This window comes from Paenibacillus sp. EC2-1 (assembly GCF_049311625.1).
In the GTDB taxonomy this organism is placed as follows: Bacteria; Bacillota; Bacilli; order Paenibacillales; family Paenibacillaceae; genus Paenibacillus_AQ.
In genome coordinates this window covers 4,431,408-4,453,434 of the sequence record NZ_CP186006.1, presented here as the reverse complement: position 1 = coordinate 4,453,434, position 22,027 = coordinate 4,431,408, and the positions used below count along the sequence as shown (strand labels likewise).

Below are 22,027 nucleotides of genomic sequence, written 5' to 3'. Positions count from 1 at the left end.
TAATAAAGTTAAAAAAGTTAGTGCAATCTTGCTTTTGGTCTTGATTATGGTCTTCACGGGCATACCGCTTACAGCCTTCGGCGCTGCACCTTGGGCACCGAATACGGCCTATAAAACAGGCGATCTTGTTACCTACGGAACAGATACCTATCAGTGTGTACAGGGACATACCTCTCTTGTTGGCTGGGAACCACCAAACGTACCTGCACTGTGGAGCAAACAAACAGCTTCTACAGATACACAGCCACCAACGACTCCAACCAGTGTTAATGCAAGCAATGTCACTAGTAATTCTGTTACATTAACTTGGAGCGCCTCAACAGATCAGGTGGGTGTCACTGGTTATGATGTGTACAACGGTACCGCATTAGCTGGATCTACAACAACGACTTCCTACACAGTAACGGGTTTGACTGCTAATACACTGTATACTTTCACAATTAAAGCAAGGGATGCCGCTGGCAATGTTTCAGCACCCAGCACATCAGTTAGCGTATCGACTAGTGCGATCGCTTCAGATACAGTACCACCAACAGCGCCAGGTAATATAACAGCATCTACCATAACTACAAGTTCAATATCTCTAAGCTGGACGGCTTCAACAGATAACATCGGCGTAACAGGGTACCAGATCTATAATGACACGACGCTCGCTGGTTCGTCGAATACAACTTCTTATACCGTCACAGGATTGACGGCGAATACGACTTATACTTTTACAGTGAAAGCCAAAGATGCAGCAGGTAATATTTCAGCAGCTAGTCAGGCGCTCCAAGTGACAACAAATCCCCAGAATCAAAACACACCCCAATACGAAATCGTTGGTTACTTTCCAAGCTGGACTACCTACGACTCCCCTTCTTTTACGGCAGATAAAATCGATACGACCAAAGTAACAGCTATTAACTATTCTTTCCTTGATGTTTGCTGGAACGGCAGACACGGTAATCCTTCTCCAAGCTCACCGAATCCAAATACCTGGACTTGTCAAAATGGCGACGGAAGTGCAAGTAATGCACCGAACGGTTCCATCGTGCTTGGAGATCCCTATGTAGATGGTACAGCAGATGGCGGGTATAACCAACTGGCTGCGATAAGACAATTAAAGAATACGAATCCTAATCTTAAGTTGTTCGCTGCTGTGGGAGGGTGGACGTGGTCTAACCAGATCTCTAATCTGGCCAATGACCCTGTAACAAGAGGTAATTTCGCTACCTCTGCTGTCAATTTCCTGCGCCAATATCAATTCGATGGAATTGATATTGACTGGGAATATCCGAACAGTATTGGTGTGCCTTGTGCAGCCGGTCAAACATGTCAACGTAACGCTGATAAAGCGAATTATATCCTGCTTCTGCAGACACTTCGCCAGGCGCTAGATACAGCCGGACAACAAGACGGTAAAAACTACTATATTACGATTGCTTCAAGCGCGAATTCGAGTTTTCTTGCGGATGCAGGCGGTACAAATAATTGGTTATTGAATGCTTCGCAGTATTTAGACTGGATTAACATCATGGCCTACGATTACTACGGGCCGTGGGATGCAACGAGTGCTGCCGAAGCACCGCTTTATCATGACCCAGCTAATCCGAATGGCAACAGCCAATTCAGCCTTAGTTCCACAGTCACCAACTACTTAAACAAAGGTATCCCAGCCCAAAAGATAGTTGTTGGAGAACCATTCTATGGTTATGGCTGGAAAGGGTGCAATGCAGGTCCTAATAATAACGGATTGTATCAAAGTTGTACTGGTGAAGCGACGGGAGGCTCCGCTGGATCGACCTATGACTTTGCCTTTATGCAAGATACTGGTCTGCTATCGGCTGATTCCACAGGTAAGTATACTGTGGGTGGTAAAGGATATACCCGGTACTGGAACAGTGTGACGAAGACCCCATTCCTATATAATCCATCTACCAAAATTTTTATTTCTTACGATGATGAAGAATCGATTCATCTGAAGAATGAGTTTATCAAGTCGAAAGGGCTGCGCGGTGCAATGTTCTGGGAATTAAATGCGGATAGAAACAGAACCTTACAAACCATTGTAAACACAGACCTACCACATTAAGATGATAAATTCGCTTGGGCAGTCATGTAATGTATAAAGAGTGTCAGCTCAGTAAAAAAACGCTTGGACTAATATACGTCCAAGCGTTTACTGTATGCTGATCTAGTTGGCTATTGCTAACTATTATGCTCTTACAAATTCGGCTGATTTGATACCAGCTTGACGACCGAAAATAATGATCTTTCACAACGATAAAGTGTATTTTGAAGTGTCTATAAGAAGACCTAAAATTTGTAAGATGAAATGTCGATATTATTTAAGGATTACTACAATATTGATTTCATCTCAGGAGAGTGGACAGCATGATTAATTCAGTGGGCAAAAAAATAGGAGCGGGGTTTTTATGTATTTCCTTATTACTAGGGATCGTTAGCTACATCACTTATTCTCAAATTGATAGGCTTGATTCCTCCTACTCTGACTTGCTTAATCGAAGAGCACTTATTTTGTCTTATGCTAAGGATATACAAAACTCCGCATCTCAGGAAATTAGTTTTCTACGCGCCATGTTACTGAAGGAAGAAGGGGCTTATGAATCTTTAAAGGAAGCCACCTCCGGGATGGAGAAGTCCATTAAGGAAACCAATGATTTGATACACCTCCCAGAACATATTGAAATGATGAAACAGATAACCGCGTTAAATCAGCAGTTTAGTACTAAGGTTGCACAAGTGGAGGGTTTAATCTATAGCCTCCCTAATGGAGCGATGCGAGTAGCAACAGAAGAGGCAGCACCTTTGGCGAGGGAAATACGAGGGATGGCAGAGAAATTGGTATCTGCCCAGATCGAAAGTATGAACGAAGGAAGCGTAGAGAATTCAAAACTTGTTCATTCGGTGAATCGAATGATCATAAGTCTAAGTGTGGCGGCCCTCATCATGGCTACCGTGATTAGTGTGATCGTCTCTAGGATGATATCAAGACCTATGGGGTTGTTGTCCAAGGCTGCTGAGGCGATTGCATCAGGTGTATTGAATGAAGAAGATATAAAAGTGAAAAACCGCGATGAGATTGGAAAGCTGGCGCAGTCCTTCAATTTGATGAAGAAGAACTTACAAGACTTGATTGGCCATGTGGGATTAAATACGTCACAAGTCGCAGCAACCTCTGAGGAACTATTTGCTGGCGCTGAGGAGACAAGTAAAGCAACAGAGCAAATTAATATAGCGATACAGGAAGTGGCAGCAGGAGCAGAGAAGCAAGTTTCGAGCTCAATGGAAGCTGCCGAAGCTGCAGGTCAAATTTCAAATAAAATGAATCAAGCGGCGAAGTCGATTCGATCGATGACCCAATTAACAACAGCAGCTAATGATAAAGCCAATTCTGGAAATCAAGTCGTGAAGGATACTGTAGAACAGATGAATGTCTTACAGCAGGCAGTAGACGGGACAACCGGAGTTATTAATGAGCTGGGGGAAAAATCAAGAGAGATTGGTCAAATCGTTAACTTGATTACAGATATTGCGAAACAGACGAATTTACTGTCGCTGAATGCAGGTATTGAAGCGGCGAGGGCTGGAGAACAGGGGAAAGGCTTTGCTGTTGTCGCAGCAGAGGTAAGAAAACTAGCTTCAAGCTCGAATGAAGCAGCAGAACACATTCAGGGGTTAATCCAAGAAATTCAGATGATATCTGATACCGCAGTGGTCTCAATGAAGGAAGGAGCCTCTGTCGTCAATGAAGGGATCAGGAGGGTACATCTAACGGGGGAAACATTCCGTGATATTGCGCTTTCTGTAGAACATATTGCTGTAGAATCTCAGGAAGTGGCAGAGATCATAGATCGCGTGAGTACAAGTTCCGAGAGTATGGTAGGCATGATGGAAGACATCGCGAATACCTCGCAGCAGTCAGCTGCGAATACGCAGAACGTTGCAGCCTCCGCCGAAGAGCAAAATGCCTCAATGGAAGAGGTTTCCGCAGCAGCAGCGTCCCTAAGTAGCATGGCTCTTGAGTTACAAGAAACAATTAGTAGATTTAAGTTGTAGTAGCATACATAACTTAGAAGCTTCCCACAAGCTTTAGCTGGGAAGCTTCTTTTATATCCTTAATTCATGTGATAGAGACCACTAGTAGAATCCAACACGTGGATATATATGGTATATTTGCTGTGTGTGCTCCATATAAATGGAGGATCTTAAGAGGTAACAATGTGAATCTAAGGAGGATTACATGGGACAAGAGAGGGAAGTGCAAGAACTTAAAGAGCGAATAGAGCAGCTTGAGAATCGATCTAATGGTATGAATGTATTGAAAATCTTGCTTATTATTGTATTAGCTATATTTTTGTTATTGGTTACGGTCGGAGTAGTCCAATTTGTAAGCAGTGGATAGAGTAATCAGGAATGCTGCGATTACCCTTTCAGCGAGTGAATCAAGTGTTTACAATAAAACTAAGCTTCCTATAAGTCAGGAACAGGGAAGCTTTTTTTCTATGCTCATTTATGACTTCTCATTGACGCATTCGAAGCTTCAGCGCGATAATAGCATCATTGAATTCATTAAGTCAGGAGCGTAATCGGTATGTTAGAACGTTATGGTCACGGGGGAGATTTAGAAACGGCAGCAGAGACATATGGAATAGCAGAGAGCCAATTCCTCGACTTCAGTGCCAATATTAATCCGCTTGGGCCACCTAAACAAGTGCTTGAGCAATTGGGACAAGCGTTATCCTCAATTATTCGTTATCCAGATCCCGGACACCGTCAATTTAAGCAGATTCTAGGACATAAACTGGGAATTCGTGAAGAACACATTTGTGTAGGCAATGGTGCAGCTGAGTGTATGTCTCTCATTCTTCTGGGACTGTATCCTCAAACGGTGGGCATTGTAGAACCTTGCTTCTCTGAATATCGCCAACTATCGGAACAGTTTGATATCGAAGTACAATCGGTACGCGGTAGACCAGAACTGGATTGGAAGGCGACGGTAGAGGACATTGGGGAGCTTATGCAGCAAGTGGATCTGGTGTTTCTCGGGCAACCTAACAATCCAAACGGCGTACAATACCGACTAGAAGAGCTTCGCCTGTTAGCTGAACAGGCTGAACAATCACATACCTATCTTGTTATCGATGAAGCTTTCATAGACTTTATTCCAGAAGAGCAACAGGCGTCTTTATTAACGGAACTGTATAACTATCCGCGAACGATACTGGTAAGGTCGATGACGAAGTTTTATGCGATACCAGGTCTGAGATTAGGCTATACGATAGCCCATCCTGATATCATTAAATTCATGACTGGAAAGCAGGTAACATGGAGTGTGAATGGTCTAGCACTGTTAGCGGGTGAGGCGGCACTAAATTGTGATAAGGAATTTGAACTGGGTACGATGGAGCTCATTACGGAGCAACGTGTACGCTTAATCCAAGGGCTAAGTGCACTGGGGTGTGAGGTCAGTCCAGGAGAAGCTAATTTCTTGTTGGTGAAGCTCCCTGAATCTTGGCGGGCAATTGACATGCAGCAAGAGCTTGGACGGCGAGGTATATTAATTAGAAGCTGCGCGATGTATCCAGGACTTGGAGATAACCATGTTCGAATTGCTGTTAAAGATGCGGAAGCTAATCGAATATTTCTAACCGAAATAGAGCATGTACTCAAGAATGTAGGTTGAGAATAGGAGTTTTATCATGACAACACCTTTTTTGAATAATGACAAAATGGAATATAGATCTGTGGCTTGTCCCGGATTAATCTTGACCAAGCATGAACGTCATTTACAACTTCAGGCTCCCACCCTTCTAGATGGTCTTAGTAGTGCTATACACGGTGGAGGTATGGGGAAGATTGATCGGATCGCTAATATATATGTGGATCGATTGTACAACTGTAGTAATCCGGAACAAGATATAAGACAACTGTTTCATGAATGGGACTATTCCCTGCAATCAACGGCAGGCTTACTGACAGCCGTTCGCTTGGAATATGCAGCTGTTCTTGAAGAAACAGATAAAGATGCTTCCGTATTTTGCTGTACGACAGCTGGAGTATCCAACGGTGCACGTGCTGGTTCTGCGCGGACCACATACCCGATGTATCAGCCTGGAACGATAAACATCATGTTAGTCATTGATGCAAGAATGACTCAAGCAGCGATGGTGAACGCCATTATTACGGCTGTTGAAGCGAAGACGGCTGCCCTTTCGGATCTCGGCATACGTGATGCAGAGAATGGTCTAATTGCGACAGGGACAACGACAGATTCAATCGTGCTAGGAGTTAGTCAGTCGAATGCTTATCCAGCCGAGCATAGATACTGCGGAACAGCTACAGATCTCGGAGCTGCTATTGGACGCACCGTGTATGGAACCGTACTGGAAAGCTTCAAGGCTCCGGGAGTGAGGCGATCATGATGGAATGGACCATTGTATTCATCCTCTGTGCGGCATACCTGTTAGATCTCATCATTGGAGATCCAAGATGGATTCCTCATCCCGTGATTGGCATGGGGCATGCAATTAAGCGATTGGAGAAGTGGATTCGTAGTCGCTTCACTAAACCAGGCCATCTGAAAAAAGCAGGGATCCTGTTCCCAGTCATGATTGTGGGAGGTTCGCTGCTTATTACTTGGGCGCTACTTAAGGGCTTGTATTTCATTCATCCGTGGCTTGCCATTTTAGCCGAGGTTGTGTTGATCGCAACAACGATTGCTACGAAAGGACTGCGGGATGCAGGAATGGGCGTATTTAACCATCTGAAACAGGGGGATTTACCTGCCGCACGGCAAGCACTCGGTATGATTGTTGGACGGGATACAGCACACTTGGATGAACCTGAAATCGTTCGGGGAACCGTTGAGACGGTCGCGGAAAATATTGTAGATGCCATCGTATCCCCACTATTTTACGCACTGATCGGAGGAGCTCCGCTTGCTATGGCCTATCGTGCAGTAAACACCCTGGATTCTATGGTTGGATACAAGAATGATAAATATCTCCATTTGGGCTGGGCTTCTGCACGATTAGATGATATCGCCAACTTCATTCCAGCACGAATAACGGCATTACTGCTCGTTGTTAGTAGCTGGATGCACCGCCTTGATTACAGACGGTCGTACCGAACGATTAGGCATGACGCACGTCTTCATCCGAGTCCCAACAGTGGATTTCCAGAATCAGCTGTAGCTGGAGCTTTAGGAATTCGTCTTGGGGGCGAGAATGTATATCATGGTGTCGTATCTTTTCGAGCTTACATGGGCGAGTATACACGTCCAATGAATAAGAATGATATTCTGATAACCAATCGATTGATGTTGACTGCATCAATACTATTTTTATTACTAAGTTTAATGATCTTTGGGCTAGTAGGTGGAGCATTATGGAGTTAGAACTGGTATGTATTCGTCACGGTGCCACACAGTGGAATAAGGAGAAACGCTATTTAGGTCACACCGATATCGGACTGCTTCAAGAATCGCTGACTGCGCTTTTACCATTGAGGGAAGAACTTGAAGGAATGATATTTCGTCAAATATTCTGTAGTGACTTAAAGCGATGCCGGGAAACATTAGAACAGGTGTATACGTCTTCAACCGAACAGGTAGTCTTCGATAAGCGGTTACGAGAAATGGATTTCGGAGCGTGGGAGGGTCTCACCTACGATCAGTTGAAACATATACCCCTGTATCGGCATTGGTTGGATGATCCTCAGTCTGTGACACCGCCGGGAGGTGAATCGTGGGAGCATTTTCAGAAACGAATAGCAGAATTTTTAGATAGTCTAGCTCATGATATGGGCAATGATAATGAGAACAATCGGATACTTATCGTCACACATGGAGGCGTGATTAGGCAGATTGCAGCGATGACTATACCGGGTTCATCGTTCTGGGATTATACAGCTGAGCCTGGAAGCCAGCTCATTCTAAAACTCAAACATGTGGATGAGACATGGATCGGGAGCCGTGGTTAAGCCTTCAATATCCGTTACAAAGGGTTGTAAGCTACTCATATGTAACCTATAATCATGAGTTGAGAGGTAAGGCTTGTATCTAAATGAATATGAACTTATAAGGTCTAGGATTAGAGCCAAGTAAAGTGCTTCTGTTCCTAGTTAAAAGGGAAGTTGGTGAAATTCCGACACGGTCCCGCCACTGTGAAACAGGGATATTCTCGATGTACCACTGTTCTGCGCCTAAGTAGAATGGGAAGGTGAGAATATCGATTACCTGTGAGTCAGGAGACCTGCCTTATAAGCGTACGACAGTCCTTCGAGGAAAGGATTACGTTTGGCTTGTGGAAGTACTGTGGTATGACTCGGTACTATGCCTGTGGAACAGATGGTCATCAACTGACTATAAGTCCTTAAGACGTAATCCCTGATTCTTTCTTAATTATGAGAAGATCAGGTTTTTTTTGTTGCATAGACTTCGTAAAATGAGGGTTCATTGAAATTACAAGATGCATCTCACCAAACATACTTCGAAAGAAGATAGGGGAGAGAAATAACAATGAAACAGTTATGGAAGAATTGGACTACAGGCGCACTAGCGATCATAATGGTACTAGCGCTCGCGGCTTGTGGCAGTAATGAGGAGCCGAAACCAGCAACGGACCCTACACCAACAGAACAAGTAACTCCACCGGCTGATGAAGGAACGACGCTCAAGACGGAGTACCCTTTAACCGTTAAGGATGCTACTGGAGAGTCCCTTACATTTAAAGAAGCACCGAAGAAGATTATATCGATCTCGCCTGCGGAGACTGAAACGTTGTTTGCAATCGGACTCGACGAAGAAGTTATTGGTGTATCGGATTTCGATGATTATCCAGAAGCGGCTACAACGAAACCGAAAATGGGTGGTCTATATAATCCGAACGAAGAAGCTATTATTGCCGCTTCACCTGATCTCGTAGTAACAGGAATCTCTATGAGTGCAGAAGCAGCTCAGCATTTGCGTGATCTAGGAATTACGATTTACAAGACAGATCCGAAAACTGTAGATGATGTTATTGCTAATATTGAAGCTTTTGGTCTGATCACAGATCATCAAGAACAAGCTAAGACAGTCGTGGACAAAATCAAGCAGGATCGTGAAGAAGTAACGGAAGCTGTAAAGTCACTTACACCTGAGCAGAAGAAAAAAGTATATATCGAGTTCTCCCAAGGCTGGACAGTAGGTAGTGGAGAGTTTATGGATGAGCTGATCACCTTAGCAGGCGGTGTTAACGTCGCTGCGGATACGGTGGGATGGAATGAAATTAGTGAAGAGAAGATCATTAAAGATAATCCGGATGTCATCTTGTTCTCCAAGAACGTTGTGAATGAGGAAACAAAGGAAACTTTGGACCAAATCATTAAAGCACGTAGTGGTTGGGATCAAATTACAGCTGTGAAGAATGAAGCGATTTATGGTCTTGATGATAACCTAGTAAGTCGTCCAGGACCACGTGTAACGGAAGGTCTTAAGGAAATTGCTAATGCGATTTATCCTGAACTGATGAAGAAGTAAAGGAAGTAAGCTGACACTATCTAATGGATGCTTGCTTACATCTAAGCGCAATTAATAAAGGAGTAATGATGTATGAGACAAAGTGTCATGGAACGTATCGGAGAAATTCGCGGGCTGGATCAATCCGCCATGGAATTAGCGAAACTGCATATTAATAACCTGACGGTCCCACCTGGCAGCCTAGGCAAACTGGAGGCAATGGCGATACAACTCGCGGGTATAACGGGGAACATAAAGCCTTCATTTGACCGAAGAGAAGTTATTATCATGGCAGGCGATCATGGTGTTTGCGATGAGGGTGTGAGTGCTTTTCCACAGGAAGTTACACCTCAAATGATTCATAACTTTCTCGCGGGTGGTGCAGCGGTTAACGTTCTAGCCAGACAAGCGGGTGCAGAAGTAGTATGTGTGGATATTGGGGTGAATAGTGAGCTGTCCCACTCTGATCTTCTTTCGCATAAAATCCGGTACGGTACCGCGAATATGGCACAGGGTCCTGCAATGTCTTACGATGAAGCAATGCAGTCCATTATGGTCGGTGTTAAGGTTGTAGAAGATGCGGTTAAGCGCGGAGTACAATTATTTATTACAGGTGAAATGGGAATTGGAAATACGACGGCCAGCTCAGCGGTAATCTGTGCACTCTCTGACATTTCAGTTCGGGATGCTGTAGGCCGAGGAACCGGCATTGATGACTCTCGTTTGCAACATAAGATATCCGTAGTTGAAAGAGCACTTGAGGTGAATAGCCCTGATCCCAATGATCCGGTAGATGTACTGTCTAAAGTAGGCGGTCTTGAAATCGGAGGTTTGGTTGGTGTTATTCTTGGCGCAGCAGTACATGGCTGCCCTGTAATTATTGATGGATTTATCTCGAGTGCAGCAGCATTGCTTGCCAAGGCCATCTGCCCAGTAGCGGCAGATTACATGATTGTATCTCATGCTTCCCATGAGCAGGGACATCGGCGTCTTCTGGAAGAGTTAAATCTTCGGCCCGTACTTGAATTAGATCTTCGAATCGGGGAAGGGACCGGCGGTGTATTATGTCTTCATCTTGTCGATGCAGCATGCCGGATTGTTCGTGAGATGGCAACCTTTGAAAGTGCGGGAATCTCAGGTGAAACCAAGGAGAAGGATTCATGATCACACTCGTGACAGGCGGTGCAAGAAGCGGAAAGAGCAGCTTTGCTGAGAAGCTATGTATATCGAAGTCCCCGTCTGCTGTGTATGTGGCTACCGCCCAAGCTTTTGATGATGAGATGAGGGAACGTATTGCTCTGCATCAGCTTGAACGAAGTCAAGCGAACTATGCTTGGCGAAATGTAGAAGAGCCTTTTCAGCTTGTGAAACTTCTGAGTGATTGGCGTGAAGAATGCCAAGGTGAAGAAGATTCTGCGCCGACCGTTCTGGTGGATTGTCTCACCCTGTGGCTGTCTAATATTCTACTCTCATTGGAACGTGAGGAGGATGTACAAGCGAAGGTGAAAGCCGAGATTGCTCGTCTTATAGACCAAGCAGAGCAGTATCCTGGTGAATTAATTCTGGTAACGAATGAAGTGGGCAGCGGCATTGTACCAGAATACCCTTTGGGCCGATTGTATCGTGATTTAGCGGGTTACATGAATCAGGCTATATCTCGAAGTAGTGCACAGGTATTCTTGGTAACAGCGGGTATACCTATAGAGCTGAAGAGTAGGGAGTATAGATTATGACGAGATGGAGTCAAGCGGCTGCGGCCGCTTTTCAATTTCTATCACGCTTTCCAGTAAGAGCTAATCTGGATTATACACCAGCACTTTTTCGCCAAAGTGTGAAGTTCTATCCTTTGGTAGGTGCTGCTATTGGCCTTGTTGTATGGGGTGCGGGTGCAGGACTATCGTATTTATTACCTACAATGCCTGCTGCAGTATTGACCCTCATCTTATGGGTATGGCTCACAGGTGGACTTCATCTGGATGGTTGGATGGATACGGCAGATGGTATCCTTAGCTATCGATCTCGTGAGCAGATGCTAGACATCATGAAAGATAGCCGCGTTGGGGCTATGGGTGTGATTGCCTGCGTGCTGCTGTTAATGTTAAAGCTCTCATTAATCTACTCCTTATTTAATGGCGGCACACAATATTCGGGGTTATTTATTCTTCCCTTGATTTGGAGCCGATGGTTCATGGTTCATGCAATGTCAGCGTGGCCATTAGCTCGTGGTAAAGGTGGCCTAGCAGGACAGTTTAAAGATATAGACAAAAGTCAGCAGCGGGCAACACTGTTCATCGCCATAGTGTTGTCAGGCATATTCGCATTAATCGCTCCAATGATCGAAATGGACAACCATTCGATGATGCTATCGATTCTTGGATGTATTGTGCTTCCACTGGGCGTGGTGGCTGCTGGAACATGGCTCGCTCGGAAGCTGCATCTTGCATTAGGCGGGCTAACGGGCGACACATACGGGGCTCTTAATGAATTCCTTGAAGTGATAGGTTTGCTCATACTCGTGCTGTTGTATAAACATGTATGATCTAATAGCATTGTCCCTTATTAGATTGTAAAAATATAATAGGGATTATTGTTGTGAAAAGGCCGCTCAAGGGTTCAAACCTTGGGCGGCTTACTTGCTGTTGGGAGACATACGAAAGAATCATTTTAGCGTAGCGTCTCTCTCAAGTGGCAAAACGATGACTGCCCTATTCAAAAAATATTCAGTAGCGTATGATTAAGTAGTATGGATACACTTTTTTTGATGTCTAGTCTGTAAATGAAATAGAATAAGGAGAGTAGACACGAATTGGGGGTTGAACTGGAAGCGATGTTCTTAAGGGCGATCGTTGTAGATGATGAAAGGCTTACTCTTAAAAAGATGGAGAAGCTATTGACAGCAGACCAATATGGAGATGAAATTAAGATTATGCTTTCGGGCGCATTTCATGACCCAAACGAAGCTATAGCGTTTATTTCTCGTGAAACGGTAGATTTGGCTTTTTTGGATATGCAGATGCCGAATATTGATGGATTTGAACTGGCTGAGAAGCTGCAACAGATCCAACCGGAAATTCGTATTATTTTTGTAACTTCCTATCAGGAATATGCGATTAAGGCTTTTGAGATGAATGCACTTGATTATCTAATGAAGCCAGTACGTGCCTCGCGTCTAGCAACAACGTTGAAACGCGCCGTTGACACAACGATGATGAAGAGTACCGCGAGCTCTAGTTCTTCGGTCCGTGCTACACTTTGCTGTTTACAGAACTTGCACTACATCGATCTTGATGGACATGAGCGGTTCTTCTCTTGGAAGACATTAAAGGCACCGGAATTGTTTTCGTATCTAGTATATTATCGTGACAAAACAATTAACAAACAATTATTAATAGATTTACTGTGGCCAGGATATGATGTGGAAAGAGCAACTGCTCAGCTATATACTGCAATCTATCAGATTCGAAAAGTGATTCAGGCTGCAGAACTTGATTTGGAGATAAAATATAAGGATGAGGGCTACCGAATGGTGTGGGGAGCTGTAAATCTGGATGTGGATGATTGGGAGAATGATCTTCGCCAGGCCGGGGAGGTTACTTCAAGCACACTTGATACTCATTTAGCCATAAAAGCGCGCTACACTGGAGATTTTTTGGAAGAGCACCTCTATACCTGGGCAGTGTGCGAGCAAGAAAGGATTCGTCTGCTCTGGCTGGATCATGTGAAGCGTATTGCTGATTATTACCTAATACAGCGCCAATACACAGAAGCCATTCTTCTATATCAAGAAGTAAAAGAGAAGATACCTGATATAGAAGAAGGATACTTTGGATTAATGAAAATATATGCTATGTTGAATTATCAAGTTGAGGTTCAGAAGCAGTACCGGCTTCTATTGAATAAATTTAAAGAGGATTTTGATCTCCCTCCTAGTAGCGAAATCACGAATTGGTATGAGCAGTGGAGTGGTTCCTTGCAACAAATTCATTAAAAGGACAGGTTGAATGTAGATGAAGATAAAGATATTTGCTCTGCTCTTTATTCTCACTGGCATAGGTATTCTTTTCTATCCGACGATAGCAGAGAAGTATCATGATAAACAACAGGAGCAGATCGTAAAGGAATGGCAGAATAGTATTTACAATATTAACAATGGTGAAGATGCCATAGAGGAGAACAAGACGAGTGAAGGGAAAACATCGACAAGTGAGGAGGATGTAGCTTCTACTCGTAATGAAGATTCAAAATTAAGTGAATATCCAACAGCAGAAGGATTATTAATGATTGATAAGATCGACTTCATGCAGCCTGTACTTCACGGTGCAACCGTTAGTCATCTGAATACAACTGTGGCAAGTGTTGAGAATACGGGAAAGGTCGGAGAAGTTGGGAACTATGCCGTGGCTGGACATCGTAATCGTACATATGGAAGAAACTTTAATCGGCTTGATGAAATCGTAATTGGCGATAAGATTCAAGTGGATAATGGGACAGAAATTTTTGAATATACAGTGACAGAGAAGTCATATGTAAAGCCAGAAGAAGTGCAGGTGCTGGATCCGAACGGAGTAGATAAGGAAATAACGTTAATTACTTGTCATCCTATGGTCAATCCAACACATCGAATCATCGTGAAAGGAAAAATAATGGAGCCATCCTTAGCATCGTCTCATTAGAGAACGGTGCTTTTTTTTGTTGTTTCATCATGTTTCGACAGATTCAGAAAATATTCAACATCATTTTGTAGAATATTGAATGGTTAGGCGAACATCGAGGGGAAGCGATTTACGTCGCTTCGACTACAACTAGATAAAGCCAGTAACAAACTATTATTTGAAATACGAGGTGAATCGTGGCAGTGCAGAAAATTAGAAGGTCGATGTCCGTTTTTTTAATCCTAGCTCTCATGATTAATTTATTCATCCCGTCTTCATTCGCTATAGCTGCTGATGAATTGGATCAACCGGTTACGAGTGAAGAGAGTGGGGTTGCTATGGATCAGATTGTGGATGAGGATGCTTCAGAAGAAGCGGGAGAGAATACCACGAACGATAGCAATCCGGAGGATAGTAGCACGAATGAAATCATTGCGGATGAAACAATCGAAGAATCCGTTGATGAATCGGGTGAAGATCAATCCAGTTTGCAACTGAACACAGGAGTGATCACAGAGAAATTGATTACGTCCGTAACAATGAAAGATAAGGATGGAAATCCAATTAATACGGTACGACCAGATCAGGGCTCCCGTGTACAGATTGACTTCGAGTGGATGCTTCCTGAAAATCACGGGTATAGTGCTGGTTCTACATACACCTTCCAACTTCCAGATAAATTCAAGGTAGACCGTGTCATACAGGGTAATCTGGAGGATGGTATAGGAACATTTGAAGTAACTCCTTCTGGACAGGTTACATTAACCTTCAGTGAGGAAATTAACAATCAAGAACAATTGTCAGGATACTTTTTTGTGTGGAGAGAATTTGATGAAAGTAAATTCTCCGGAGGAACACATCAAGATGTTATTTTTAAGTTTAACGAAGGTGCTGACATTACGATTCCAGTCCATTTTAAAAGTAAATCGGATAAAGAATTTAATAAGAGCGGGACAGCTAATAAAGGAATGAATCCAAGCGAGATCCATTGGGTTGTTGATATGAACAAAGGTGAGCATAAGATTGAGAATGCTGTCTTTACCGATGTGCTTCCAGCAGGACTATCTATCGATATGAGTTCGATTGAGGTGTATCCTCTTGAGGTTCAGTTGGACGGAAGTGTAAAGCAGGGAGCGAAGTTGTCTACTGCCGAGCTGGAGTCAAAGGTGGAAAACAACGTATTCGAACTAAAGTTCCCCAATACTGATAATACATATAACATCAACAGTGCTTATCGAGTGAAGTATACAACATTCATTACTTCAACAGCAGATGTCACGTATACGAATAATGCAAAGCTTACCGGAGATCCTTCGATCAGCCAGGTCGGTTCGGATCGTGTAGCCGTGAAATTTAGTAAGCCGCTTGACAAGAAATCCACAAATTACGAATCATCTACACAGACGATCACCTGGGCAATTCAGTACAATTATAATGAGCAAGTAATCCCACAGGCGAAAGCGTGGATCAAGGATAGTTTTGATAAAAAACATCAACAGCTTGCTGAGGATTCGTTCCAAGTTTACGAGATGACGATTGATGATAATGGGAAAGCGACAACAACAGGATCAGCACTCGTAAAGGGAACGGATTATATTATAGATAATACGGCAACGGACGGATTTACACTTCAATTCCAGAATGATATTAGCAAAGCATATGAAATCATTTATAAGACCTCTGCAATTAATCGCGTACATGATGATAAAGTGCCCGTGAAGAATAAAGTGGAGCTTGAGAATGGTACGAGCATAGAAGCAGATCGTAACATTGGTCAGGTTATCTTCGCGAAGCGTGCAGGTCAAGTTGATTACGCAGCGAAGACGATTGAATGGAAGATTAGTCTGAACAAAGACAACAAGACGATGGATAAGATCGTGATTAAAGATAGCTTTGCTGGTCAAGGTCTGATGTTCATTCCAGATTCATTGAATGTCAGTGGGCTTACACTAGATCATGGGGACGGAACAGGAGATTATACTGTAAAACCAGACCCAACCTATGACAAAGGGTTCACCCTTTCGTTTAAGAACCCTACGTCGGTTGGCCATGATATTACCTACAAGACATCTTTTGATCCTACAATGGTTAACCCTAACCCTTATCGTAATCAGGCTGTACTGAATTGGGAAGAGAATAGTACTCAGCAACCATCCATCACTAAATCCGGAGAAGTTGATCCGGATACTTACACGAAAGATAATGGTCGTAAGACAGGTGAGTACAATGCCATTACCAAGGAGATTACCTGGACGATCGATGTTAACTACAACCTTCATAAGATTAAAGAAGCAGTGGTTCGTGACTTCTATACCAGTGGACAGAAATTTGTAGATGGCTCATTGACCGTACATAAGTTGAAGCTTACAGGGGGCTCAGATGGAGTAGAGTCTGGAGAAGCATTCGAAGGATACACCTTTGAAACCAAGAAAGAGAATGATAAAGATGGTTTTGAATTAAAGCTGGGTGAGATCGATTCGGCTTATCGAATTACCTACAAGACAAGTCTTAAAGGTCTCCGTGTAATTAAGGATTATAGTAATGAAGCGACATTACATGACGCAAAAGGACCGAATGGTTTCATCTTCCAAAAATCGGCTAAAGTGAATCCGGAATTCCCTGGAGAGTACGTCATTAAAAAAGGGAAGCAAGGAACAGGTGAAGACGCAGACTTTGCATATTGGGAAGTAAACATTAACCGCAGCTTGTCGCATATTGATAAAGGGGCTGTACTAAAAGACGAATTGTCAGCGAACCAAATTCTCGTTAAGGATTCCTTTAAGCTGTACAACAATATCGTTGATGCACAAGGGAATTTCAGAAAGGGCGGTTTGGTAGACCCGTCTTTATATACTTTGGATGTTCAGGGAAATACATTTACACTTGTATTTGTTAATGAAATCGAAAGTTCGTTCTTGTTAGAGTATCAATCATTCATTAATGCAGATGATGGAGAGAATATTAGTAACCAAGTAAGTTTTGCAGGACAGTCTTCTGGAACAGTAGATGAGAATCAAAATAGTCAAATCGAAGTGAAGTTCTCTGGAGCTGGTGGAGGAGCGAATTCCCCAGGTAAAGGCAATCTGAAAGTACTTAAGGTTGATGCTGCCGATAGCAAGACACCGCTTCCAGGAGCACGCTTCGGACTCTATGACAAAACTGGAGTTAATCTGCTCGAAGAATTAGTTACTGATGAGAATGGTGTAGCCGAATTTAAGGGCTACAAGTATAAAGACTACATGCTCAAAGAACTACAAGCTCCAGCAGGTTACTTGATCGCACCAGAGTACAAAACAGGCAAGATACTGCCGTTTAAGGCGGATGCGACAGATTTTACTGTAACTAATGTAAAAGGCAATTGGGATGTGGAATTAACGAAAGTGGATCAGGACGACCAGAACCGTGTACTAGAGGGGGCAATCTTTAAACTTCAGATCCATAATGGAACTGAATTCGTTGACGTACCTCAGCAAGCAGAATACACGACTGGCACGGACGGCAAGATCCAAATCACTAATTTGAAGCCAGGCAGCTATCAGTTCGTTGAGACGAAGGCGCCAAAAGGCTACAAGCTGAATGGAACAGCTATTCCATTCACTGTAGATGCGAATCAAACTGCACCTAAACAACTAATCGTATCCAATGAGATTTACATCGGCTCCGTTGAATTGTTGAAAGTTGATGCAGTTACAGGAGATGTACTTGAAGGTGCTGAATTCGAACTTCGGGATGCAGCAGACAATGTTGTGAAGACCGGACTTACGACGGATCAAGATGGAAAGTTGTTTGTCGATCAGCTCAAAGCAGGCAGCTATCAATTCGTAGAACTTAAGGCTCCAGATGATTATGTACTAAACGAAATTCCACTGGCCTTCGAAATCAATGATGATAGTAAACAATCGATCACATTTAAGAACTCCATGAAGACAGGCTCAGCGAAGATAACCAAGATCGAACAAGGTCGGCCTAATGTGAAGTTACCTGGAGCGCAGTTCCGAGTTCTGGATGCGAACAAAGCTCCGGTGATGGATATCGATGGCAAGGAACTAGCTGAGCTGACTACAGACATGAATGGTGAATTGCGAATTCCAGATCTTAGACCAGGTAAGTACTATATTGAGGAGACTCGTGCACCATATGGCTACCTTTTGAAGGATAAGCTAACAGAGATTCAAATAGTCATTGGAGAAGAAACGCTCGTGACTATAGAGAATATTTATATTCACTCCAATGGCGGTGGAGGCGGTGGTGGTGAGACTACTCCGTTCCCACCTGTTACTCCGAATCCAGGGGAACCGGTAGATCCTGATCCGGAACAGCCAGTAGATCCCGTTGAACCCGAAGTTCCAGGTGACACTGGGGAGCCAGGGAAACCGGTTGATCCTAGTCAACCGATTGATCCTTCAAATCCTTTAAATCCATCAGATCCATCGGATAACGAAAATCCGCCAGCTGCTGGTGATCATGGTGATCCATCGGGAAATGATCATACGGGTGGAACGCCCAATGGAGGTTCTGGGTCAGTAGATGGCAACCAGGGTCAATCACCGAATGGAAACAATGCTCAAAATCCAACAGGTGACAGGCTCCCTAAGACAGGCGAAGATAGTCATTTACCTTTCCAGTTGGTTGGTTTTGGATTTATTATGCTTGGGTTGGCACTGATGATCCTGCGGAAGAAACCGATGTTCCGTAAACAATAATCAAATGTACTTTATATAAGATATAGAAGCTTGCTGAACATACAGCAAGCTTCTTTTTCCTTTTGAAGAGAACTTGAACGAAATCGTCGTAATTGATTCGCTCTCCTCCACATGATTACATAAAAAAGCTGAACACCCTGTCACGCCCTTAACGGTCACGCCAGCCTTGGCTCAGCCCTTCAGAAACCATTGTATAGTATGAAAAGCATACCAGAGCAAGCTCTTTTTCAATAAGGAACTGTCTAAACCATGCTCAAGATGAATCCCATCTCGAAACATGCTACTATTCTAGCTAAGGCTTTATAAGCAGAGGGAGGCATATGGATATGGCGAACATTAAGGAGATAGCCAAGTTGGCTGGCGTTTCGGTCTCTACAGTATCTCGTGTGCTGAACGATCATCCTTATGTAAGTGAGGAGAAAAGAACCCGAGTTCTTGAGACAATAGATCAATTGAAATATGCCCGAAATATGAATGCGGTACATCTGATTACAGGGAAAACAAAGAGTATAGCGATTATGCTACCCTATATTAACCATGCTTATTTCTCACTGTTGATGGAAGGTATTGGCGGGGAAGCACTCAAGCATCATTATAGGTTGATCTTATGTCAGACGGGTTATGAGGCAGATAAAGAACGTGAGGTTTTGGAAATGCTGCGTAACCGAGAGATTGATGGAATTATTATTTTATCTAAGGCACTGCCTGAAGAACATATTGAAGAATACTGCGGATACGGTCCGATTGTATGTTGCCAACAAGCAGGAAATCGGGATTTTTCATCGATTTACATAGATCAATCTCGTGCATTTAGAGCTGCGATGGAGTGCCTTATAGCGAAAGGACACCGCAATATCGGCTTTACCGTAGGACGTATGGATAGTCCAAGTACGAGGGCCCGTATGGATGCTTATCGTCAGGTACTTGATGAACTCGGAGAACCATTTCGCCATGAATGGATTATGGATGGATGTGTGAACATGGAGGACGGGGCTACAATTATGAAGCGAATTGCCGAGATGCCCTTTCGTCCAAGCGCAATGCTTGTTACGGGAGATCATGCTGCTGCAGGATTACTGTGGGAAGCAGGTAAGCTTGGTATTGCAGTGCCGGAACAACTGGCGATTATCGGTTTTGATAACCAACCTATCAGCGAATTGCTTGGTTTAACAACGATTGATAATCGTCTTAGCGATATGGGAGCAGAGGCGTTCCGAATCCTCCTCAGTCATATTCAAGAGCCGGGTCAGAATCCAGTGGAGCGTGAAGTTGATTTTGCATTAATTGAGCGAACTACTGTCTAATGCTCTCCAGAAGAAATGCATTACAAAATTCGACAAGTGTGATATTCTTAATATGCAAGTTCATTGATTCACAATTCGCGTCTGCAATCATTATTGCAGGCGTTATCTTTAGTATGACGGAAAGGAGGGAATTCCTATGAATGCTTGGACACAATTCAAGAAAGCTTCGCGTATGAAGGTCATTCCGGTCATGTTGATCCCCGTCGCTCTTGGCGCACTCGGTGCATATGTATGGACAGGTGCGTTTCATCCGCTTCTTTTTATTTTAACCTTGATCGGGTCAGGAGCGGCTCATTTATTCTCTAATATGGTCAATGATCTGTGGGATTATAAGAATGGGACGGACGATGAGGCACTGAATAATGTCGATGCCATTTCAACCAATTCCGGATTCTTAACGAACGGTAAATGGTCATTAAAGAAATTCGAGATCATCACTTGGACTCTATTCGGTATTGCTGCTTTAAGTGGGATTATACTCAGTCTAATTAGTGGCTGGTGGGCATTTGTATTCGGTGGACTTGGTGGATTAATAGCTTACTTCTATGTTGCTCCGCCAGTTCGGTTTGGGTATCGTGGTAAAGGCTATAGCGAGCTAGCGATTTTGTTATCCTTTGGCGTGCTGCCTGTTATGGGGGCATACTATGTTCAGACTTCCCAGATGGATATCCGAGCTTTGCTGCTATCTTTGCCTATAGGGCTGCTGACCACGTTAATTTTGTTTAACCATCATTTTTTACATTGGCAGGCTGACCGTCTTGCGGGTAAGAATACACTTGTTGTTGTATGGGGTGAAAAAAGAGCACTTCGATTCTCGCGCATCCTATTACTCTTAGCATGTTTATCACTGATTGTCTGTGTGTTCGCAGGAGCACTTCCATCCTATGCGCTTCTGGCGCTTATTACAGTTATTCCTCTATACATGGTGTATGGACGTTTGCAAGATAGTAATCGTTCCGAAGCTTATTTACCGCTCATGGGCGCGTCAACGAAGACAGCTTTACGCTGTGGCGGTGTATTAATTGTATCGCTTATCGTACAGGGCATTATTCAAACTATGTAAGAAAGAAGGTACCATTCATGGAGCAAGAGCGTATTTTTGGAGATTTTCATACCATATTATCTGAAGGTGAAGTTTGGAAAATCGGTGGATTCCCAATGCCGGATGGCTCGTTCTGGGAATATCGTGAGCCGAATGCAGTGGTCATCGTTCGTAACGGGATTTTATACGTGCGTGCGCCGCTTAGCCGTCAGAATAACCAAGTTCAGATTTTGGATAATGCGAAGCATATGTATTATTCTGTAGATGATGTATTGGTTCCTGAGGAGGGCGAGGTAAGCTTCGAACTTCAAATCCGTGCACGGACCCAAGGAACGGTACCAGGCGATCTGTACGACGGTTATGTGTCTTTGAACCTGCTTGACTTCACAACAGGTGCAGCGCTCGATTTCTTTGCTTCAAATGATAAGTATGCGAGTGTCTATGCAGTGCTTCCATTCCCAGGTGTTGAAGTTCCAGAGTCGAACAAAACTCGATATTTCTGCATTTTTAAAGAAGATACTAACTTTAAGGCGCGTGAGTTTAACACATACAAGATTACGTACAATCGTGCTAACGACGAAGTTGTGTTCTATCTGAATGGTGAAGAAATACGGCGTGAAACAAATGTACCGATCAAGTTCAATCAATTCACGATTGCCCTTGGTATTATGACAGAGAAAGATTTGTCGCCGGAAGGCAGCGTATCTGTTCACGGTCAAACGGTAATTGCCGAATATTCACCTGTTAAGGTAACGATCAAAGAGTAACAAGTTGCTAACTTCTCATACAAAAAGCCTTCCGGCATAGCCGGAAGGCTTTTC

At 43.5% G+C, this 22,027-nt stretch carries 17 protein-coding genes and 1 riboswitch; all 17 genes read left to right on the top strand.

Going from position 1 to position 22,027, the window contains the following annotated elements; genetic code table 11:
• Nucleotides 1-46 precede the first annotated feature (46 nt).
• The 17 genes from ACK8P5_RS20795 to ACK8P5_RS20715 all read left to right on the top strand — a co-directional run bounded on the left by ACK8P5_RS20795 (nt 47) and on the right by ACK8P5_RS20715 (nt 21,973).
• Nucleotides 47-2,074, top strand: a complete 2,028-nt coding sequence (locus ACK8P5_RS20795) for a glycosyl hydrolase family 18 protein (RefSeq protein WP_422661531.1) — start codon at nt 47-49, stop codon at nt 2,072-2,074.
• A 302-nt stretch (nt 2,075-2,376) separates the two neighbouring features.
• Nucleotides 2,377-4,062, top strand: a complete 1,686-nt coding sequence (locus ACK8P5_RS20790) for a methyl-accepting chemotaxis protein (RefSeq protein WP_422658149.1) — start codon at nt 2,377-2,379, stop codon at nt 4,060-4,062.
• 184 nt (nt 4,063-4,246) lie between these two features.
• The gene (locus tag ACK8P5_RS20785) at nt 4,247-4,408 is read left to right on the top strand and encodes a hypothetical protein (RefSeq protein WP_422658148.1); all 162 of its coding nucleotides are present in this window, start codon (nt 4,247-4,249) and stop codon (nt 4,406-4,408) included.
• A 189-nt stretch (nt 4,409-4,597) separates the two neighbouring features.
• Complete coding sequence (gene cobD / locus ACK8P5_RS20780) at nt 4,598-5,689, top strand: threonine-phosphate decarboxylase CobD (RefSeq protein ID WP_422658147.1); 1,092 nt, start codon at nt 4,598-4,600, stop codon at nt 5,687-5,689.
• 16 nt (nt 5,690-5,705) lie between these two features.
• Nucleotides 5,706-6,428 (top strand): adenosylcobinamide amidohydrolase, encoded by a 723-nt coding sequence (locus ACK8P5_RS20775; protein ID WP_422658146.1) that lies wholly within the window; start codon nt 5,706-5,708, stop codon nt 6,426-6,428.
• On the top strand, nt 6,425-7,402 hold the full coding sequence (gene cbiB / locus ACK8P5_RS20770; protein ID WP_422658145.1) for an adenosylcobinamide-phosphate synthase CbiB: 978 nt from the start codon (nt 6,425-6,427) through the stop codon (nt 7,400-7,402). Before ACK8P5_RS20775 ends, cbiB begins: the two co-directional genes overlap by 4 nt.
• Nucleotides 7,393-7,986 (top strand): histidine phosphatase family protein, encoded by a 594-nt coding sequence (locus tag ACK8P5_RS20765; RefSeq protein WP_422658144.1) that lies wholly within the window; start codon nt 7,393-7,395, stop codon nt 7,984-7,986. The genes cbiB and ACK8P5_RS20765 overlap by 10 nt, the downstream gene beginning before the upstream one ends.
• A gap of 83 nt (nt 7,987-8,069) precedes the next feature.
• Nucleotides 8,070-8,280, top strand: a riboswitch (cobalamin riboswitch).
• Between the two features lie 244 nt (nt 8,281-8,524).
• Nucleotides 8,525-9,526 carry an ABC transporter substrate-binding protein gene (locus ACK8P5_RS20760; RefSeq protein ID WP_422658143.1) on the top strand — a complete coding sequence of 334 codons (1,002 nt, stop codon included), beginning with the start codon at nt 8,525-8,527 and terminating at the stop codon, nt 9,524-9,526.
• A gap of 72 nt (nt 9,527-9,598) precedes the next feature.
• Entirely contained in the window at nt 9,599-10,669 is a 1,071-nt protein-coding gene (gene cobT, locus ACK8P5_RS20755) for a nicotinate-nucleotide--dimethylbenzimidazole phosphoribosyltransferase (RefSeq protein WP_422658142.1), read from the top strand.
• The gene (cobU, locus tag ACK8P5_RS20750) at nt 10,666-11,238 is read left to right on the top strand and encodes a bifunctional adenosylcobinamide kinase/adenosylcobinamide-phosphate guanylyltransferase (protein WP_422658141.1); all 573 of its coding nucleotides are present in this window, start codon (nt 10,666-10,668) and stop codon (nt 11,236-11,238) included. Before cobT ends, cobU begins: the two co-directional genes overlap by 4 nt.
• Nucleotides 11,235-12,044: an adenosylcobinamide-GDP ribazoletransferase gene (gene cobS / locus ACK8P5_RS20745; protein WP_422658140.1), complete on the top strand. Its 810-nt coding sequence runs from the start codon at nt 11,235-11,237 to the stop codon at nt 12,042-12,044. The genes cobU and cobS overlap by 4 nt, the downstream gene beginning before the upstream one ends.
• Nucleotides 12,045-12,311: 267 nt before the next feature.
• On the top strand, nt 12,312-13,493 hold the full coding sequence (locus tag ACK8P5_RS20740) for a response regulator (protein WP_422658139.1): 1,182 nt from the start codon (nt 12,312-12,314) through the stop codon (nt 13,491-13,493).
• A 19-nt stretch (nt 13,494-13,512) separates the two neighbouring features.
• Nucleotides 13,513-14,178, top strand: coding sequence for a class D sortase (locus ACK8P5_RS20735; protein WP_422658138.1), 666 nt, complete (start codon nt 13,513-13,515; stop codon nt 14,176-14,178).
• 230 nt (nt 14,179-14,408) lie between these two features.
• A complete protein-coding gene (locus tag ACK8P5_RS20730; protein WP_422658137.1) occupies nt 14,409-18,860 on the top strand; it encodes a collagen binding domain-containing protein in 4,452 nt (1,483 codons plus the stop codon).
• A 326-nt stretch (nt 18,861-19,186) separates the two neighbouring features.
• A complete protein-coding gene (locus tag ACK8P5_RS20725; RefSeq protein WP_422658136.1) occupies nt 19,187-20,164 on the top strand; it encodes a LacI family DNA-binding transcriptional regulator in 978 nt (325 codons plus the stop codon).
• Between the two features lie 136 nt (nt 20,165-20,300).
• A complete protein-coding gene (locus ACK8P5_RS20720; RefSeq protein WP_422658135.1) occupies nt 20,301-21,227 on the top strand; it encodes a prenyltransferase in 927 nt (308 codons plus the stop codon).
• Nucleotides 21,228-21,244: 17 nt separating this feature from the next.
• Nucleotides 21,245-21,973: a DUF6081 family protein gene (locus tag ACK8P5_RS20715; protein WP_422658134.1), complete on the top strand. Its 729-nt coding sequence runs from the start codon at nt 21,245-21,247 to the stop codon at nt 21,971-21,973.
• The last annotated feature ends 54 nt before the right edge of the window (nt 21,974-22,027 follow it).

Excerpts from the sequence above, each read along its gene's own strand:
- ACK8P5_RS20795 (WP_422661531.1), top strand. The coding sequence starts at position 47 with ATGGTCTTCACGGGCATACCGCTTACAGCCTTCGGCGCTGCACCTTGG.
- ACK8P5_RS20790 (WP_422658149.1), top strand. The coding sequence starts at position 2,377 with ATGATTAATTCAGTGGGCAAAAAAATAGGAGCGGGGTTTTTATGTATT.
- ACK8P5_RS20785 (WP_422658148.1), top strand. The coding sequence starts at position 4,247 with ATGGGACAAGAGAGGGAAGTGCAAGAACTTAAAGAGCGAATAGAGCAG.
- cobD (WP_422658147.1), top strand. The coding sequence starts at position 4,598 with ATGTTAGAACGTTATGGTCACGGGGGAGATTTAGAAACGGCAGCAGAG.
- ACK8P5_RS20775 (WP_422658146.1), top strand. The coding sequence starts at position 5,706 with ATGACAACACCTTTTTTGAATAATGACAAAATGGAATATAGATCTGTG.
- cbiB (WP_422658145.1), top strand. The coding sequence starts at position 6,425 with ATGATGGAATGGACCATTGTATTCATCCTCTGTGCGGCATACCTGTTA.
- ACK8P5_RS20765 (WP_422658144.1), top strand. The coding sequence starts at position 7,393 with ATGGAGTTAGAACTGGTATGTATTCGTCACGGTGCCACACAGTGGAAT.
- ACK8P5_RS20760 (WP_422658143.1), top strand. The coding sequence starts at position 8,525 with ATGAAACAGTTATGGAAGAATTGGACTACAGGCGCACTAGCGATCATA.
- cobT (WP_422658142.1), top strand. The coding sequence starts at position 9,599 with ATGAGACAAAGTGTCATGGAACGTATCGGAGAAATTCGCGGGCTGGAT.
- cobU (WP_422658141.1), top strand. The coding sequence starts at position 10,666 with ATGATCACACTCGTGACAGGCGGTGCAAGAAGCGGAAAGAGCAGCTTT.
- cobS (WP_422658140.1), top strand. The coding sequence starts at position 11,235 with ATGACGAGATGGAGTCAAGCGGCTGCGGCCGCTTTTCAATTTCTATCA.
- ACK8P5_RS20735 (WP_422658138.1), top strand. The coding sequence starts at position 13,513 with ATGAAGATAAAGATATTTGCTCTGCTCTTTATTCTCACTGGCATAGGT.
- ACK8P5_RS20730 (WP_422658137.1), top strand. The coding sequence starts at position 14,409 with ATGATTAATTTATTCATCCCGTCTTCATTCGCTATAGCTGCTGATGAA.
- ACK8P5_RS20725 (WP_422658136.1), top strand. The coding sequence starts at position 19,187 with ATGGCGAACATTAAGGAGATAGCCAAGTTGGCTGGCGTTTCGGTCTCT.
- ACK8P5_RS20720 (WP_422658135.1), top strand. The coding sequence starts at position 20,301 with ATGAATGCTTGGACACAATTCAAGAAAGCTTCGCGTATGAAGGTCATT.
- ACK8P5_RS20715 (WP_422658134.1), top strand. The coding sequence starts at position 21,245 with ATGGAGCAAGAGCGTATTTTTGGAGATTTTCATACCATATTATCTGAA.